General features: G+C 56.9%; 13 protein-coding genes. 8 read left to right on the forward strand and 5 right to left on the reverse strand.

Going from position 1 to position 16,832, the window contains the following annotated elements:
* The first annotated feature begins 148 nt into the window (after positions 1-148).
* The 6 genes from FN976_RS06180 (at position 149) to FN976_RS06205 (ending at position 7,303) form a co-directional block, all read left to right on the forward strand.
* A complete protein-coding gene (locus tag FN976_RS06180) occupies positions 149-2,359 on the forward strand; it encodes a YjbH domain-containing protein (RefSeq protein WP_145892061.1) in 2,211 nt (736 codons plus the stop codon).
* Between the two features lie 122 nt (positions 2,360-2,481).
* Entirely contained in the window at positions 2,482-3,642 is a 1,161-nt protein-coding gene (locus FN976_RS06185) for a polysaccharide biosynthesis/export family protein (protein WP_145892063.1), read from the forward strand.
* Positions 3,642-4,073 carry a low molecular weight protein-tyrosine-phosphatase gene (locus FN976_RS06190; protein ID WP_145892065.1) on the forward strand — a complete coding sequence of 144 codons (432 nt, stop codon included), beginning with the start codon at positions 3,642-3,644 and terminating at the stop codon, positions 4,071-4,073. Before FN976_RS06185 ends, FN976_RS06190 begins: the two co-directional genes overlap by 1 nt.
* 27 nt (positions 4,074-4,100) lie before the next feature.
* Positions 4,101-6,362, forward strand: a complete 2,262-nt coding sequence (locus tag FN976_RS06195; RefSeq protein ID WP_349291344.1) for a polysaccharide biosynthesis tyrosine autokinase — start codon at positions 4,101-4,103, stop codon at positions 6,360-6,362.
* A gap of 82 nt (positions 6,363-6,444) precedes the next feature.
* Positions 6,445-6,687, forward strand: coding sequence for a hypothetical protein (locus tag FN976_RS06200; RefSeq protein ID WP_145892067.1), 243 nt, complete (start codon positions 6,445-6,447; stop codon positions 6,685-6,687).
* A gap of 388 nt (positions 6,688-7,075) precedes the next feature.
* On the forward strand, positions 7,076-7,303 hold the full coding sequence (locus tag FN976_RS06205; RefSeq protein WP_145892068.1) for a hypothetical protein: 228 nt from the start codon (positions 7,076-7,078) through the stop codon (positions 7,301-7,303).
* Here FN976_RS06205 and FN976_RS06210 read toward each other — a convergent pair.
* Positions 7,287-8,210 (reverse strand): glycosyltransferase family 2 protein, encoded by a 924-nt coding sequence (locus FN976_RS06210; RefSeq protein WP_145892070.1) that lies wholly within the window; start codon positions 8,208-8,210, stop codon positions 7,287-7,289. The genes FN976_RS06205 and FN976_RS06210 overlap by 17 nt on opposite strands.
* A 508-nt stretch (positions 8,211-8,718) precedes the next feature.
* Here FN976_RS06210 and FN976_RS06215 point away from each other — a divergent pair.
* Both FN976_RS06215 and FN976_RS06220 read left to right on the forward strand, forming a co-directional pair.
* Positions 8,719-9,873, forward strand: a complete 1,155-nt coding sequence (locus tag FN976_RS06215) for a hypothetical protein (protein WP_145892071.1) — start codon at positions 8,719-8,721, stop codon at positions 9,871-9,873.
* A gap of 183 nt (positions 9,874-10,056) precedes the next feature.
* Positions 10,057-11,277 carry an O-antigen ligase family protein gene (locus FN976_RS06220; protein WP_145892073.1) on the forward strand — a complete coding sequence of 407 codons (1,221 nt, stop codon included), beginning with the start codon at positions 10,057-10,059 and terminating at the stop codon, positions 11,275-11,277.
* Positions 11,278-11,365: 88 nt separating this feature from the next.
* On the opposite strand, the gene FN976_RS06225 is transcribed toward FN976_RS06220, so the two are convergent.
* The 4 genes from FN976_RS06225 to FN976_RS06240 all read right to left on the reverse strand — a co-directional run bounded on the left by FN976_RS06225 (position 11,366) and on the right by FN976_RS06240 (position 16,822).
* A complete protein-coding gene (locus FN976_RS06225) occupies positions 11,366-12,469 on the reverse strand; it encodes a glycosyltransferase family 2 protein (RefSeq protein WP_145892075.1) in 1,104 nt (367 codons plus the stop codon).
* 960 nt (positions 12,470-13,429) lie between these two features.
* Entirely contained in the window at positions 13,430-14,587 is a 1,158-nt protein-coding gene (locus FN976_RS06230) for a glycosyltransferase (RefSeq protein ID WP_255440207.1), read from the reverse strand.
* A gap of 319 nt (positions 14,588-14,906) precedes the next feature.
* Positions 14,907-15,941, reverse strand: a complete 1,035-nt coding sequence (locus FN976_RS06235; protein ID WP_145892079.1) for a GDP-mannose 4,6-dehydratase — start codon at positions 15,939-15,941, stop codon at positions 14,907-14,909.
* Entirely contained in the window at positions 15,938-16,822 is an 885-nt protein-coding gene (locus FN976_RS06240; protein ID WP_145892081.1) for an NAD-dependent epimerase/dehydratase family protein, read from the reverse strand. The genes FN976_RS06235 and FN976_RS06240 overlap by 4 nt, the downstream gene beginning before the upstream one ends.
* Positions 16,823-16,832 lie beyond the last annotated feature (10 nt).

Here is a 16,832-nt window from a genome sequence, read left to right on the forward strand (position 1 = left end):
ATGACTGACGGCCGGTGCCAGTCGAGCAGCGGGAGCAGCGCCTTCCTATGGTTTCGACGCCACAAGCCCAGCGCCCTGCTGCTTGCCACGCTAGGGCTGGTCCCCGAGTGCCGGTAAGATTCGGACTTACATTCAAAACTGCCCCTAAATGCGCGCCAAGCCTACGTTTTCCGCCTTCCTGGCCATCGCGTTGGGATTGGCGACCCTGACGTCGAAGGCGGTCGAGCCCACCCTGGCGCCTGCCGGATTTACTGGTTTGGGCGTGACGCCCAATGCCCGGCTGCTGGGCTGGGGTCAAGCGGGCTTCGTTTACGACAACAGCTTGCCGGGCATAGCGGCCAGCCCCAGCGGACATAACTTTGTGGGCGGATTCGGCTTGCTCCCCAATATGGAAGCCACGCTGAGGCTGGCGACCAGCGATATCCATAGCAACTGCTTCACTGGCTGCGGTGCGGCCCGCGATTTGTCTGCCGCCGGCAAGGTCGCCATCGGCATCGACGCAGCCAACCGCTTCCACGTTGGGGCGGGCGTGGTTGACGTTGGCGGCGGCGCCACCTACTTCCGCAGCATGTATGGGGTGCTGACCTACCACGAGGGGCCCCTGGAAGCCAGCGCTGGGCTGGCACGGCGCTCTGGCGCGGGCATCGCCGGCTCCAAGTCGCCCTTGCACGGTGTGTTCGGCAGCGCCGCATGGCAGCCACTGCCCTGGGTCCGCGGTCACGTGGAATACACCGACAGCAACGTCTGGGCCGGTGTGCGCCTGTTCGCACCGCAGCAGTGGTTGCCGGAGGGCTGGTCGGCCTACGTGGGCAGCAATCACCGCTTGACCGAGACCAACTTGACCAAGCGCAGCTGGATCACAGCAGGCATGTCGATCCCACTGTACAAGGTGCCCAGCCTGCCGGGCCAGTCCAAGGGGCCGTTGCCGCCCCTGGCGGGCAGCCAGGAGAGGCTGCCCGCCTATGAAGCCCGGACACCGTCCATCCCTGTGGAGTCAGGGCCCGCGACTGCAGCGAGCCAGGCACGCCCGGCGCTGCCCCAAGCGGCGCCCCTGGAAGACCGGCATTTGCACGAGCTGGTGGCGGCGCTCCATGCCAAGGGCTTCGAAGACATCTCCGTCGGCCGCATGCCGGACCGGTCGATCGCGGTGCGCGCGAACAACGCCACCTACAACTGGAACTCCGCCGATGCGCTGGGCGTTGCATTGGGCACCGTCGCTCGCACGCTGGCACCCACGCGCGCCGGTTACCGCCTGGTGATGACGCAACGGCAGATTCCGCTGGTCGCCGTGACCGGGCAGGCCGACTGCCTGCTGCAATGGATCCAGAACACCGACCCCTCGTGCACGGCTGGCGAGCTTTCCACCCCGGGGACCGGCCCCTTGGAAATGCTGCATCAGGACGCGGCCTGGGCGGTGCGCAATGCCCACCGCAGCCGCGAAACATTGCGTGTGAGCTTGGCGCCCGTGCTTCGCACGACCATCGGCACGGAATTCGGAGCTTATGACTATTCCATCGGCGCCAACATCGGCTTCGCGCTGCCGTTGTGGGATGGCGCCACTGTCGAGTACCGGCACAACGTGGCCCTGGCGAAAAGTGAGGACTTCGAAGCGACCCGCGTGTTCGGCAACCGGCGGGTACGCTCCGGCGTCGAGCGGCTCGCGGTGGTACAGACGGTGCGCCTACCAGTGGAACAATGGTTCCCTCCGCGGAACCCTGCCGATGTGTCCCGCCTTGGCTTGGGCGCCATCACCGCCCAGGCAAGCGTCGGCCGCTTCGGCATGGACTACGACGGCGTGCACGGCATGCTGCGCTGGGAGCCCGGGCAGGGTCTGCATCGCCTAACCGCCCAGGCCGGCTGGTTCAACAACCACGAATTCGGCAATGCACGCGACCAGTTCGGCCCCAAGACCGCCAAACCGCTGCTGGCCAGCTACCGTTACGCCGTGATGCCCACCCGAACCTACCTGGAGGCAACCGCCGGCCAGTTCATGAACAACGACCGGGGCTTCCAACTGGGCATGCGCCAGTGGTTCAGCGACGTGGCCGTGAGCGCGTACTACAAGCGGACCCAGTTCGGCGACTCGCCAGCGCGGAACCTCTTGGGCGTGGAGTTATCCCTACCCTTGGGGCCACGCAAAGACATGTCGCCCGGGAGATTGGTGCAGGTGACGGGCACCCCCCGATTCGCTCATTCCGTCGAAACTTCATTCCGCGAGGATGTTGCCGGAAACCCCCTGCGGATCGGGCATGGCCTGTTGCCGCCCACGCCCAGCCTGGACGCCACATTCAATTCGGACCGGGCGGGTCTGACCTATTTCGAAGACAACACCCGGCGGATTCGCGACGCGGCCCGCTGAGTGCAGAATATGTGACAAGTTGGACACACTTGTCTGTTTCACACCGTGGCAGGGCACAAAATGGCCCCGCTTCTGGTCTAAAGTTCTCCACAGGCTCCCCTGTGGACAGGGGCAATGAGAATATGGGTATTTTGAAATTTTGCGCCGTGATGCGCGGTGCAATCCTTATGGCGGCAGCGCTTTGGCTGGCAGGCTGCGCCGTGGTCACCGCACCGGGCTTCGACTATGCGGACCCGAAGACGCGCACAAGCATCACGCTGGGACAGTATGTCCCAGGCGACGTGAACAATCCGCCGCAAGGCACCATCACGCCGATCACCCCAATGGTGGTCAAGGCGCAGATGGAGGCACGCCCAGCCGATGTTTCCGCACGGGTGAAGCGGCTTTTCGCAGACCCCACACCCTACACGATCGGCCCCAGTGACATCATCAGCATCGTCGTCTATGACCACCCGGAGCTGCTCCCCAACGCCGGTGCCGTGATCAGTCAGCAGGCTGATCCCACCGGCATCAGTTCCGCCCCGGGTTTCATTGTGAATTCCGAGGGGCTTGTCACTTTCCCCTTCGTCGGCCGCATCAAGGTATCCGGGTTGTCGGAGATCGAAGCGTCCGAGTTGATTCAGAGCCGATTGGCCAAGTTCATCAAGAACCCCCAAGTCACGGTCAGGATTGCATCCTTTCGCAGCCAGCGTGCGTATGTGGATGGTGAAGTCCGTACCCCAGGCACCCAGATTTTCACCGACGTGGCCATGACGCTGCCGGAGGCGTTGAATCGCGCCGGTGGGATCACCCCTGCGGGCGACCGGTCGTTCGTGACGCTGACCCGAGACGGCGAGACGACCATCGTCAACCTGATGATGCTGCAGGAATTGGGCATCAACCCCAACCGGATCCTGCTGAAAAACGGCGACTTGGTGACCGTGCGCAATCGCGAAGACAACAAGGTCTATGTGATGGGTGAAATCATGCGACCCTCCGCGCTGCTGATGCGAAATGGCAAGCTGAGCTTGAACGAAGCACTGGGCGAAACCGGTGGCCCCAATCTTGCAACAGCAAACACCGCGCAAATCTACGTGATCCGTAACACCGCCGAAGGCAATCCGGCGATCTACCACTTGAACGCATCCGCCCCCAGTGCACTGGCTTTGGCGGACAATTTCTCGTTGCGCCCGCGCGACGTGGTCTATATCGATCCTGTCCCACTTGTGAGCTGGAACCGCGTGATCAGTCTTATTTTGCCTTCCGCGCAAACGCTCAGCGTAGGTCGGCAGCTCATCAACTAATGAAGCATATTTTGACGGTTTGCATCGGCAACATCTGCCGCAGCCCCATGGCGCAGGCACTGCTTGCACATGCGTTGCCCGATGCGACCGTCGCTTCCGCAGGCACTGCTGCTATGGTCGGCATGCCGGCGGATGAAGGTGCGCAGCGCCTCATGCAGGCGCGTGGGTTAGACATCAGCAAGCATCGAGCAATGCAGGTGCACCGGGAAGTATGCCGTTGGGCCGACCTGATCCTCGTCATGGACACGGATCAGAAGAAGGAGCTTGAGCAGGCTTACCCTGTCGTCCTGGGCAAGGTCTTCCGCATCGGTGAGCACGCGAAGCGGGACGTGCCCGACCCGTACAAGCGAGGTGAGGCCGCGTTCCGTGATGCGCTGGCGATCATCGACGATGGCGCGCAGCAATGGCTGCAGCGCATCCGCAAACTCTGACCGAGCCCCGAAAATGGCGACAACCCTATGAACGCACCGCTCAACCTCCAGCAGTTGCAGAACACGCAGCCGCAGCAACCTCAGGCGTTGCCGATGGTCGAGGATGATGAGATCAATTTGGCCGAGTATTGGGACATCCTGGTCGACAATCGTTGGCTGATCCTCGGCGTGCTGGTGCTGGCTCTGGCAGCCGGTATCGCCTACGCCGTCGTCGCGAGGCCCGTTTACCAGACGAACTTGCTGATCCAAGTGGAAGACTCCGCGGGTTCGGCGAAGAGTTTTCTCGGCGAAGCCTCGAGCCTCTTTGACGTCAAGACGCCAGCGGCTGCGGAAATTGAAATCATCCGTTCACGCCTGATCGTGGGCCAGGCCGTGGACAACACAGCCTTGCACATCGACGCCAGGCCGCGCTACGTGCCCTTCATCGGCAACTGGATGGCGCGGCGGGCCAAGACCCTCTCCGACCCTGGTTTCCTGGGCCTCGGCGGCTACGTCAGCGGCACAGAAAGGATCGGCATCGAGACGTTCAAGGTGCCTTCGGCGTTCGAGGGGGAGAGATTTCGGGTGACCTCGCAAGGTGCGGGCGCGTATACGCTGTCGCACCCCGAAATCTCGCCGACCACAGGCAGGGTTGGGGTTCCACTGGTACTGAACACACCCGAGGGCCCTATCAACCTGACAATCAGCCAACTGCTAGGCAAGGCCGGCGCGGACTTCAATCTGCGCCATCGTTCGCGTCTCGACGCGATTGAACATCTGCAGGCTCAGCTGAAATTGGCGGAAAAAGGCCGTCAGTCTGGCGTCATCGACGTTTCCATGCAAAGCACGGATCCGGTCCAGCTCACTGTAGTGCTCAACGAAATTGGCCGTCAGTATGTGCGGCAGAACATCGAACGCAAGGCCGCCGAGGCGCAAAAGACGCTCAGCTTTCTGGAAACACAGTTGCCCCAGTTCAAGAAGCAACTCGATGCGGCCGAGGATGCGTACAACAAATACCGAAACCAACAAGGCACGGTGGCGCTGGACGAAGAGGCCAAGGTCATCCTGAACCGCAGTGCCGATCTGCAGTCTAAGCTGCTGGAAGCGCAGCAGAAGCGACGAGAAAACGAGGCACGCTTCACCGCAGAGCATCCGATCGTCCGCACGATCGACGCCCAAATCGGCGCGTTCAGCCGGGAGATCGCCAGCCTGAACGCTCGTGTGAAGACGATGCCGACCGTGCAGCAAGACGCCATCCGGCTCGAACGCGACGTCAAAGTCAACAACGAGCTCTACCAGTCCCTCCGCAACAACGCGCTGCAACTGCAGCTGGTACGCGAAGGCAAGGTAGGCAACGTGCGCCTGATCGATGAAGCCGCCCTCCCTGAAGATCCCGTCAAGCCCAAACCCAGCATTGTGGTCGCCCTGGCCGGTGTCCTGGGTCTGCTGGGCGGCATCATGGTCGCCCTGGGCCGCAACGCCCTCTTCCGTGGCGTCAAGAACCCGCAGGAGATCGAGGCGCATACCGGCTTGAGCGTGTACAGCACCATTCCGCTCAGTGACGGCCAATACGGGCTCGCCCGCAAGGTGCGTGAAAAGGCGAAAGGTGTGCACCTGCTCGCCTTGACCCAGCCACATGACCCGGCGATCGAAAGTCTGCGCAGCCTGCGCACGGCGCTGCAATTCGGCATGCTGGAGGCGCCGAACAACCGCATCATCATCACCGGCCCGACACCTGGCGTGGGCAAGAGCTTCGTGGCGGCCAACTTCGCGGCGCTCATGGCGGCGGCGGGCAAGCGGGTGCTGCTGATCGACGCGGACCTTCGCAAGGGCTACCTGAACCAGTACTTCGGCCTGCCCCGAGCCGACGGCCTCTCGGAGCTCGTGGCGGGGTCGATCTCCGCTTCCCAAGCGGTCCGGCGTCAGGTGTTGCCCAATCTAGACTTTCTGCCGACGGGCCAGATTCCCCCAAATCCTGCGGAGCTAATGCAGAGTTCGGCGATGGCTCAGGTGCTGCAGGCCACCTCTCCGCACTACGACCTCGTCATCATTGACACACCCCCTGTGCTCGTTGCGGCCGACACTGCGGCGGTGGCGCCGCATGTAGGTACGCTACTGATGGTGGCGCGCGCCGAACAGACGCACTTGGGCGAGCTGCACGAGAGCGGCAAGCGCTTGGCCCAGTCGGGGAAGGCAGTCACGGGCGTGTTGTTCAATGCCATGGACCTCACGCGCCGCCATTACGGCAGCTACGGCTACAAGTACGGCCGCTACCGATACCGGAACTACGGCTACAAGTCGACTTCATGAGCATAGCGCGGGCGTAGCCGATGCGTGCCTTCCAGCGACCGACATCGCGGACGCTCACGAAGCAGAGACTGGCGACCGCGAGATGATCTTCGCCGCGCTGGGCACTATCCGCGTCGAGGCGGCCGGCTTCGTGCCCTCTCCGAATACCCTCCAGGTACCTCACCCGGCCGGCGGGGTCGCGTTCAGCGCGCCTACGAACCATCGCCGCCGCAGCCGTCCGCTGAAGAGCTTGGCCATCGCGGCGATCCAGGACCAGGATGCCACGCGTGCCGTCAGGCAACAGGTAAATCGCCTTGTTGCCAACGAGCGTCTTCCTCGATCTTGACCGGCACCGAAAGAAGACCACCGGGCATGTCGGGTCGAGCGGTCGGGCTTGTCAAGTGGAGACTTCGGCCATCACCGCTTCGTCACGTTGCCGATGAATTGCGCCAGAAGCGTGGGCGTATTAGGTGTCGCGCAGGACGCTTGGATCTCGCGCAAAGTCCACGCGCGTACAGGGCAATGTTGGATTCGTCAAAGTCCGGGAAGCGCGCGCGCTCGTGATTGGGGATCAAAATCGGCACGAAGCTGCCGTCACAGTTTTTCAGGGAACTTCCATGCGCACGGACCTTCACCGGCCAGCACGGTCTTGGCGCTCGCCGTTCCGATGAACTGGTCCTCGCCTCGGCTTGGCAGCGCCGGCGGGGTAGCCCAAGGGGTGCAGTTCGGCGCGAATGGCGCGTTCCGAGAAGAGCCTTAATGAAGGCCAAGGCGCCGCGTTGACCGCCTATTCGATGGGCAAGTGCGAACTGGTCGATAAGTTCATGGGGGTTAAGAACCCCGTTGCCCTGACTGCGCATATTCGCCGATGCGCATTGCTGGAACAGCAGCTAATCATTTCAAGTCAACGGCAAGCGCACAACTCTGCGCGCAGCAGCGGCGGCGTCAGCCCTCGCGCGTGAGCTTGTGCCCGGTCAGTCGAGACAACTCCGCCAGAATCTCATCCTTGTCATTAAGGTGGGTAACGGCCTGCTCCAGTTCCATGAGCTTGGCACCGACCAGGAAGCGATACCAGTACCCTTGCAAGAAGTGGTACACCAACCCAGAGCGGCCATCCAGGAATCCCAGCTGAAAGACGTAGCGCCAGAGAAAGTATAACGTGGCACTTACGGTGAAAGGCAATCGGTTGTACACGCGTTCCTTGCCCCAGCGTTTAACATAGGCCTGCCATGACGCGCTCTGGCTGTTGAGCCCGTCGTCGCGGGCGAATAGTTGCATTCGCTGATTCAGAGCATCAATTGCCTCACGCGTAGCATATTTGTTGTGCTTATCAATGAAGAAAGTCAGATCGTTGAGATTGTGGTCCGCGAAGCCGCCGTTGAAATGGACAGTGCGGCCACCCCAAACGACCATGTGTTCGTCCATCCAGCGGTCTTCTATGCGGCCGTGACCACGACGCCAAATGCGCAACAGGCGTAGGGGATAGCGACCGCCGTGCCGCACCCATCGGTTCATGAAGATGTGCTTGCGATCGAGATTTATGCCAACGACGTCTGCCGGCAGACTGGGCAATTTCTCCGCGATCTCGTTCGCCAAGTCAAGCTCGATGATTTCATCAGCGTCCAGCCGCATCACCCAAGAACATGTGATGGGAGCGTTGTCCAACGCCCACTGGAACTGCTTAGCGTAGTTGACGAATGCATTATTCAAGACATGCGCCCCTGCACTCGTCGCGATGGTCACCGTGGAGTCTGTTGACCCCGAGTCAACTACGAAGATTTCCGAAGCTACACTCCTTACCGACGCCAGCGCTCGCGCCAAGTGAATCGCTTCATTTCGAACAAGTATTACAACCGCCAGGTCCACCATTCCAGTTTCTGACTCAAGTTTTAATGAATCGAGAGTATGACCTGTTTCTACAGGAGTGCAGCGCGGCAACGGAGGCAAGGGAGGCAAGCACTCGACTAGAAGACGATGCATGAGGTTGGTTTTCTGCTTAAAATGTTTTTCAGCCCGTCACCTCTGGCTACTTCTCACAACGCTTGCTCTTTTGAGGCAGGCGGCAGTAGTGTCTAGACGATTCTTGTCGAGCGCCGCATCCATTTGACCGGCAGCCATGCATGTCCGGATTTAGGCAGGGGGCGTCCCACAACCATTGACCGTCGGTCGGGCACATCCATATCTGGGTGACCACGCTTGTCAGCTGAGGCACATTTCTGTTCAACGCGGCTCATTCACTGTAAGTCGGAAGCCGAAGCCCTTATGCAATTGTTCACTGGATTAACCTAGCTATGGCGGACACTGATCTCGTCACCAAATTGCCCATGATACTGCGCTACTCGCGGACGAGGTCGTCGCTACTGACCTTTTTGATTTCGTGAAAGCCAAGTTCGCAAGCATCGCGCTCGCAGGTGCGTATCTAGCTGGTCAAGGCTCGATGTTTCTGTTCCAAATGGCGTCGAAAGCCACTGGCCATTCCGAGTTGGCCGGCATCGCTGTGCTGGCAGCTACCATCCTTTCATTTGGATTTCAATTTTCCGAACTCGGGGCAGGTCGAATAATCTCATATTACGGCAATAGAGAATTTGATCGCCTATCTTCTTTTGTCGTATGTCGGATAATGATTGCAGTCGTCGCGGCACTTCTTTTTGCCACCATGACTTCTCAATCATCAAATGAGCTTCAAGGTCTTCACTACTTGGGTTTCGCGATAGCGGTACTGGCCTCTGCCAATTTGGTTTCAATAGTCGAAGCCCGCCAATCGTACGTGGCCGTGGCAATCGCGTCTGCATTACCTTGGCTAGCAACCACGTTGGGAATGATGCTTTATGCAACGATTGGCGACATGCCCCTTTGGTCAGTTGGTGTTCTGCCGCTCGTTGTGGTCTTCAGCAGTTTATTCTGGTCCCACATAACATCTAACTTCAAATTAATAAACCGTTTACCTACGCCTCGAGCACTTAGCGAGACGGCCGCAATAGTCCTACCTCTACTATACGGTCAAGTTTGGGGTCGGCTTGTTGTGATTTTCTTCTTGGCCACCTTGGGGTGGGAATCTCTCGCGAACTTCGGCATTGTACGATATTTGCAGGTTGCAATTGTTCTGATTTCCGGATTTATTCTTCGACCCTTGGTTCGGGGCCTGCTGGTTGGGGAAATCGATTCAAATCGCCAATTGCGACTTGGCGAATTTTTGCGTACTACGCGGAATCCATTTATTTTTTCCATAATTTCAACGTTGATCGCAGCAATCGTATTGTGGATCATTGGATCTGGACTGGAAGATTGGACAATTCTCCTATTCGTAGCCCCATTGCAAACCATTGCATCTATTGCCATTCAGATCAGCCATGCAAAGGGTCAAGCGATACAGATCTTCAAAATGGAACAAGTCGCACTCATGGTGAACGCGATTGTATTTTGTCTACTTTGGAACACCAACCCAGCGTTAGCGATGGCAATTGGCGAAATGCTACAAATGGGCATTTTAATTGCTTATCGCATATTGATGGACCACAGAGGGAGCAACTGAATTGTATTTCAATGAGCACTCTTATGCGATCACGAATTAATTCCTGACTTCCCGCGACATCTTAAATTCGAGCAAAGGACCACATAGATAAAAATTTTGCATGCGCGTGAGCTTTCCTCAGAGATGCATGTTGCGTTTTTTCACTGCAACTCTGCAGACCTATACTACTGCTCCAACTGCTATATGAACTCGCTCTTTTTTGTTTTCCTGCTGGCTGGTGCGGTGTTTAAGAACGACATCGCAGATTTTGCTTTGTCCGAGTGGTACAGCGATATCTCTTGGCCACCAGTTGTCGTACTTTTAAAGCAGAGTTCTTACCTTTGGTTGACCGTAGCGGCAACGATCACGCTGCGCCTGCTGTTCAAAGGCTCCAAATTCAGAATTCGACGAAATGATCTCGCGTTAGTATTGATACTTACCGCAATGACTGCCGCCCTACGAGGCGGATTCTACTCCATCGAGCTCGGAGTAAAAATTTTGATCGGAGCGGGTCTGCTTGCGATGATTGTTTTGGCGACGAACATCATGATCGCTCGTGATGGGATGCTGAGATACGGCGACGATCTTGTTCGTGGCTTATTGTGGTTCTCTCGTATATTCATAGTGTTGAACTTCGGGATGCTGCTTTTTGGTTATGGCATCGTGCTGGGCAATCCGCGGTTCTTCGGGTCTGCTGCGCATCCAAATTTCCTCGCGGTGCAGCTTACCGTCTGCGCCATCGTCCTATTCTCGGCAGTCTATTCCGATAAATTGCGGCGGAGCTGGCCGAATTGGTTGCTAATATTTGCGAGTTTGTATTTGCTCGTCGCCACCGGGTCACGTACTGGCCTCTTGATGACCAGCCTCGGCGTCGGCCTCTACGTCCTGTGTCGCAGTCGCTTCAAGCTAGCAGTTCTTCTTTGGGTAGCTATCGCCCTTGCCATATTTCTAGCGGCGATCCTGTCCATTGTGCCAGCGGACCTGTTGTTGTCCTTTGATCGCGGGGAGGTGGGCTTGGACACACGTTCAGAAGCATGGGGTTTTTTACTAGGTCTGATCGCTTCAGAGCCCATCTTCGGACATGGTTTGGTCACTTTCTATTCCGAGAATTCCTACCTTCGGGGACTCGCGAATTATGGCTTGGTGTACTTCGTGCCTTTTGTCTTCGTCGCGGTAGTTTCGACAATACGGTTGTGGAAGACCGCTCGGGCGTCCGAATATAAGCCAATTTTTACCATGATGTTTTGCTTGCATGTATCTCTACTAACAGGAGCCATGCTTGAGGGTTACCTGATTGATCTTCTCAGCCTACCGGTATTCATGTATGTCATTACCAGCACTTTTATTGCTGGACGCAGCGCGGGAAATTCTATGCGACGAAGTCCAATGAAAAGCAAAGACTTTGGGACAGTTCTGCATCATTAGCGTGCGAGCTTAACCAACTTTGGCTACGCAACAATAGGCACTCTGACCGCCCTCAATGGCACGTATCCATTTTTCGGGCGTGCCTCGATCAGTATTGCGCGGAAACTTCAAATTGCGGGGATCTTGAACGCCCTTTGACAGATTTAAATATCGCTTTCCACAGCCCTTTGGATGAGATGTCTGGCAAGTAGTAGGTAAAAATTTCCCGACTACGTCGATCGACGGCAAAAAACACATACAAGACACTGGAAACTAAGAGCGCACTCCCGCGGAGGCACCAAAGTAAATATAGGCCGCAAGCGAGCACAAACTTCAACCCCTTTAGATTGGTTAGCAGGAACCGCCACTCCGAATTGATTCCAGAGGGTACCACCCCAGCGAGGTCCCGTATCACAGCCGAAGAAATCGTTCTGAACCGGTACCTCGATTCCGCTCGATCAATCATCGCCAAAAGTCTGGGGTCGCTGGTAACGGCTTGCCGCGAGGTTTTCCATGCGCCGATGTGACTTCTCGCCACGCGCCACCGGGGCAGAACTCGGTAATTGTAGGAAGCGAGGGGCTGCACAGTATTGTCGAAAGGCATCATATCAAGAAGTGCCATGCTGCTTTCGGCTCTAATTGAGGAAAACGCAATTAAGGCGTAGGGATGTTCCCACTGAATAGCCTCTCCGGCCGCCCCTAGCTGCTCTTCTACTACGCGTTTGCTGAATATGTAGTTTCCCAGAAAATGGAAATCACCCGACGAATTTCGGCCGTTATTGTATAAGAACTCAAGGCTCGAAACTTCGGAAACGTCGGCCAACCAAGGCAAGTTGGTCTTGTTTCGGAAAAATGCAAGATCGGGCTGCGCTGCACTAAGTGTTGAAATGAGCTCAGGCAGTATTTTCCATGTGACCGAGCTGTCATCACCTATAAGCCATCTGAAGTTGCCAGTTGCGCATTCTAAGGATTTTAGGCAGTTTGCACCGGCGCCCAAATTCGAAGAATTTCTATGCGCAACCAGATTCAGATTCCCGTCATACGTCGACAATCGAGACCACGAATTGTCTGTCGACGCATTGTCAGAGACAACGACTTCAAGTCCGGCGGAGGCATACTTTTCGATAGCGCTCAACTGCGCCATAAGTTGTGACTCCCGGTTGTACGTAGGAATACAAATAGATAGAAGAGGAGGGACGTGGGCGTGAGGCATTGGGCAACCAAGGGGGCGGGTAATTTGGGTTCTTGCCTGCGGCGGTTTCTGTGGACACCGGCGAGGCTTCTCGATCTCTCTCAAAGTCTATCGGACTGACGCAATCAAGTGTCAGATGACCTACAGAAGGCTGAAACGCACTTGGAGGCCGCATCAGGCCCGTCGATTGGCGCGAAGCGCCGCCTATGGCTCGCGCTTCAGCCATCTTCGCAATGCCGCTCGGCCGGCTGCGATGTGCCCTTGCAAATTGCCTCTTGGACATCTCAGGGTTGCGTTCGCACTCGGCGTTCTTCGTGGAGCTTGGCGCCGCAATGTGGTGGCGTCCTCGATGCCGCCTCGCTTGAGCAGCAGGCCCTTGCGCTCCAGCAACGTTGACCACCTTGAAGATATATCCTCCTCCGCCTAGTCGTTAGTCCCCAGCAGATGTCGGAAGTTCAGGATGGCTTCTCGTCGGGAATTGCCTCGTTCAGGCTCAGGTGCGCGAAGCTGCAAAGCGCGGTGACCTTAAACAGTGCTCCTCCATCGCTGGATCATTCATCGCGTCGAGAACACCTCGCGCCGGGTCTCCTTCCCCTTGCCGGCATAGTCCGCGACCGCAGACTTATCTGGCTCATCGCCACGCCCCTTTGCATCAGTCAACGCGCATCGGAAGATTCGGTGGACTTGTTTCAGACGCTCCTTAAGTCTGACATGCAATCTCGACTCGGTCGGAGAAGTGGCTTATCGCTTTTTGGACAGCATTCACGGATTCTTTAGTGGACTCCATGCGCTTTCCACACAATTGACGTCTTCGTCGAACAGGCTTTCGCCCTCGATTATTCAACGTGCTTTCATCTGTTGCGTTTCGTCCGCGCATTGCGATTTCGAGACAGAAGCGGAGCGGTCAAAACCCACAGTTCATACTTGACGCTGCGCGGAACGCGAAGACGAGCTCTTGGTGCGAAGGCCGCGCCCATCAATCTACGCCTTTAAACTTCGGCCGGCTCTTCCTATGTATGTGTAAGGCCCTGTGGCCTCCTTTGCGCAATCCATCAACGCATGATGCAGGTTGTCTGCCACATTCTCGATGTAGAAGTGCCGATCAAAACATTGCAGTGCACGTTCACCCATCTGCTTGCGCTCGGCGGCGGACAGGGCGAGCCATCGGTCCAGTAGTGAATCGATCCCCTGCGGAGTCGCGTCGCCAATCAAGCCTGCCGCCTCGGACTCGATCTCTCGCCAGATATTGACACCTTTGGTCGTCACCACCGGCACACCCGCTACCAATGCTTCTGCCAATGCGATCCCGAAATTCTCTTGGTAGGACGGCAACACAAAAACCTCTGCAGCCTGGATCGCACCCCATTTAAGATCGCCAAGCAACATCCCGGTGAAAGTTATCGAACTTCCAGCGCCACACGCTTGTGCAAGATCTTTCAGCGTCTCTTCGTATTGGGCATTTCCGCTTCCTGCAATAACTAGGTGCAGCTGCGGATTAGTTGCACGGACTCGCGCAAACGACCTGATCAACAACTCGCAGCCCTTTTTTTCATGCAGCCGCGACAGGAAGAGTAGCACGCGCTTTCCTACTAGTTGCGGGAAGGCTTGGGTAAACTGGTCCCGCTGGGCGGGTACGAGGATCGGCTTCGCAATCCCGTATCCAACCAATCGTTCCCGTACCTTGTATAGCCAAAAGGAATTTCGCGCGAGCCGCAGCTCTTCGGCCGTGGTGAACAACACAAGCCCAGCATCGCGAATCACCCTGTACTCACCCCAAGGCCAGTAGAGCCACTTCTTCAGGTGCTTAAACGGGTATCGCTGCTTGAACCAAGGGTCCAGCATTCCATGCAAGAAAATAGCGTAGGCAAAGCCTTGTCGCCGTGCAACCTTGGAAACGCAATACCCATGGTAACCCCACATCCCATGCACGAGGATGGCGCTGTACTTCGACGCATTCAAGCGAAGCCACGGTTCCAAGCGAAAATTAAACCCATAAGCTCCGATCGAGGGCCCAAGCTGGACTACAGCGGACGCGGCAATGCGAGAGTCAACGCTGGCGCCTGGTCGATCAAGGCAAAGGGTATGGACTGTCCAGCCACGCTTCGCCAGTTCCTGGCCTTGCAAGATCGCTCCCTCCACTGGGCCACCAGCAGAGGGATGCAGAGTTGGAATGACCTGAAGTACTATGCGCGAGGTTGTCAAGGCGATTGAGGAAGACGGTCAGCTCGGCGGATTCTGCAGCAGCCGATATTCGCGGCGTGGCGTACTCCGGGGGTGGGTTGATGGTAGCTGAAAGCTGCACACCGCTGTGTCGCCGTCAATATCATTCCTTTCCCGGATGCACCGACCTTCGGCAAATGGCGTCCACCAATACTACTTCCACGCGTGGCTCCAATCGTGTCTGATCAAATTGCCAAAATACCATTTTCAGTTTTGTAGATCGACGTCGATACGTCTACTAATGGCGTGGACTATCATTCAAAACCACCCACTCAAGCATTTGACGCACGCCATCTGACGGGGTCACGACTGGACTCCAACCAAGCATCCTACGTGCCTTAGAGATGTCGGCAACAAATACTCGCTGATCACTCTCTCGAGGAGGCAACTTTTCATACTGAAGCGGTTTTCCAATAAAGCCTTCCAGCAGCGAGAACAATTCGAGTAACGACAGACTTTTGTCGATGCCGCCGCCGATGTTGAACGCTTGACCCTTCGCGATATCCATATGTTCAATCGCCTTGAAATAGAGGCTCACCATGTCACGCGCATGCAGTACGTCCCGTACCTGTTTGCCCGACCCAGATATTGTGAATGGTTGCGAGCTGACGCCTCCAGCAACTTCGGCCGCTTTCTGGCAGAACCATCCCACCCATCCTTGGTCGGCAGAGGCAAACTGACGTCCGCCATACATTGACGAATGACGAAATACTATGGTGCGCAGGCCAAATATCCGGGCGAAGTCAAGCATGTACTGATCCGCCGCGCCTTTAGAGCATCCATACGGAGAATGGAAATCGAGACAGGTTTCTTCATCGAACCCTTGCGGACGATCAGTGCATTCGTATCGTGTCGCGGTTTCTTGATACTCGTACTGTTCAAGATCACCGTACACCTTGTTTGTCGATGAATAGACGATAGCGGCTGCAGGAGCCGCGTCTCGCACAGCTTCGAGCACATTGAACGTTCCGAATGCGTTCACTTCGAAGTCGTATCGACTATTTGCGATTGAGGTAGTCATTGCCACCTGACCGGCAAGGTGGAAGACTGCATCTGGCAACGACTCCGTGACGACACGACGCACATCATTGGCACTGCGGACGTCTCCATGAACATGTCGAAATTCGCCAAGTGACTGGAGCCAGCGCAGGTTGTCGATCGACCCTTTGCGATAGAGACTGTCAAAGATGACCAGCTCGTCACCACGCTCGATCGCGTGAGCGGCGAGGTTGCTGCCGAGAAATCCACAACCGCCGGTAATGAGAAGCTTCATGATTTTTTCATTTCAAGTTCGACCGTTCTGGCTATCCCTTCCGTTAGCCCGTGTCTAGCTACCCAGCCCAAGCTTCGCATCCGACGCGTGTCAGCGCGACAATTCATGGCCTCGTTCTGACGGTATGGCAGTGCGCCAAACAACAAGTTTGTTTGCGATTGAGTCACGGCACGGACTGTCTCCGCAAAACGACGCACAGTTGGCGCCTCCCCCGTGCCCACGTCAATTCGCTCGACAGTATTCAGATCGCCGCGTGCACGCACCAATATATCGAAGGCCGATACAACATCATCGATGTAGATGAAGTCACGCTTCTGCTCGCCGGCAGTGAGGGAAAGTTCAGAAACTTGATCACGACATGAGCGGATTACGTGTGTGGTGAACTTCGAGGGAGAATCATTGGGTCCGTAAAAGTGCTGCAGCGCCACATCGACAAATTGCATGCGGCCTGCTAACTGGCCAGCCAACATCGTGCCCCAGTCGGAAAACTGCTTCTTACTGAGCGCGTAGGAGTTAACATGCCCTTCCAGTGCTGAGCCGGCGTTCAGGAACGTCACCCTGTTTGAAAACTTGCTACTCGCATCCATTAGAGCGAGGCCGAGTCGAACATTAGCGTCCAAAACATCTTGCAACGTCTCACCCTGGCGACCATAAGAACAGGCCGTATGCACAATGACATCGGGTTCGAAGGACCGGATGCCCTCCGTGAGCTCTCGGTCGCTCTCGGGCCGCAGCACAGCCGAGCTCGTGATCGGAATGCCAACTTTCCGTAAGTCACTGTCGCGCCGCATGAGCAACATAATTTTGGCATCAGTTACTGCCCAGTAACGCGCCAGAGCGCTCCCTAGGAACCCAGTTCCACCAGTCAGTAGGAGCTTCATGTATTTGACT

Origin of the sequence: Caenimonas sedimenti (genome assembly GCF_007833165.1) — a bacterium.
Taxonomy (GTDB): domain Bacteria; phylum Pseudomonadota; class Gammaproteobacteria; order Burkholderiales; family Burkholderiaceae_C; genus Ramlibacter; species Ramlibacter sedimenti.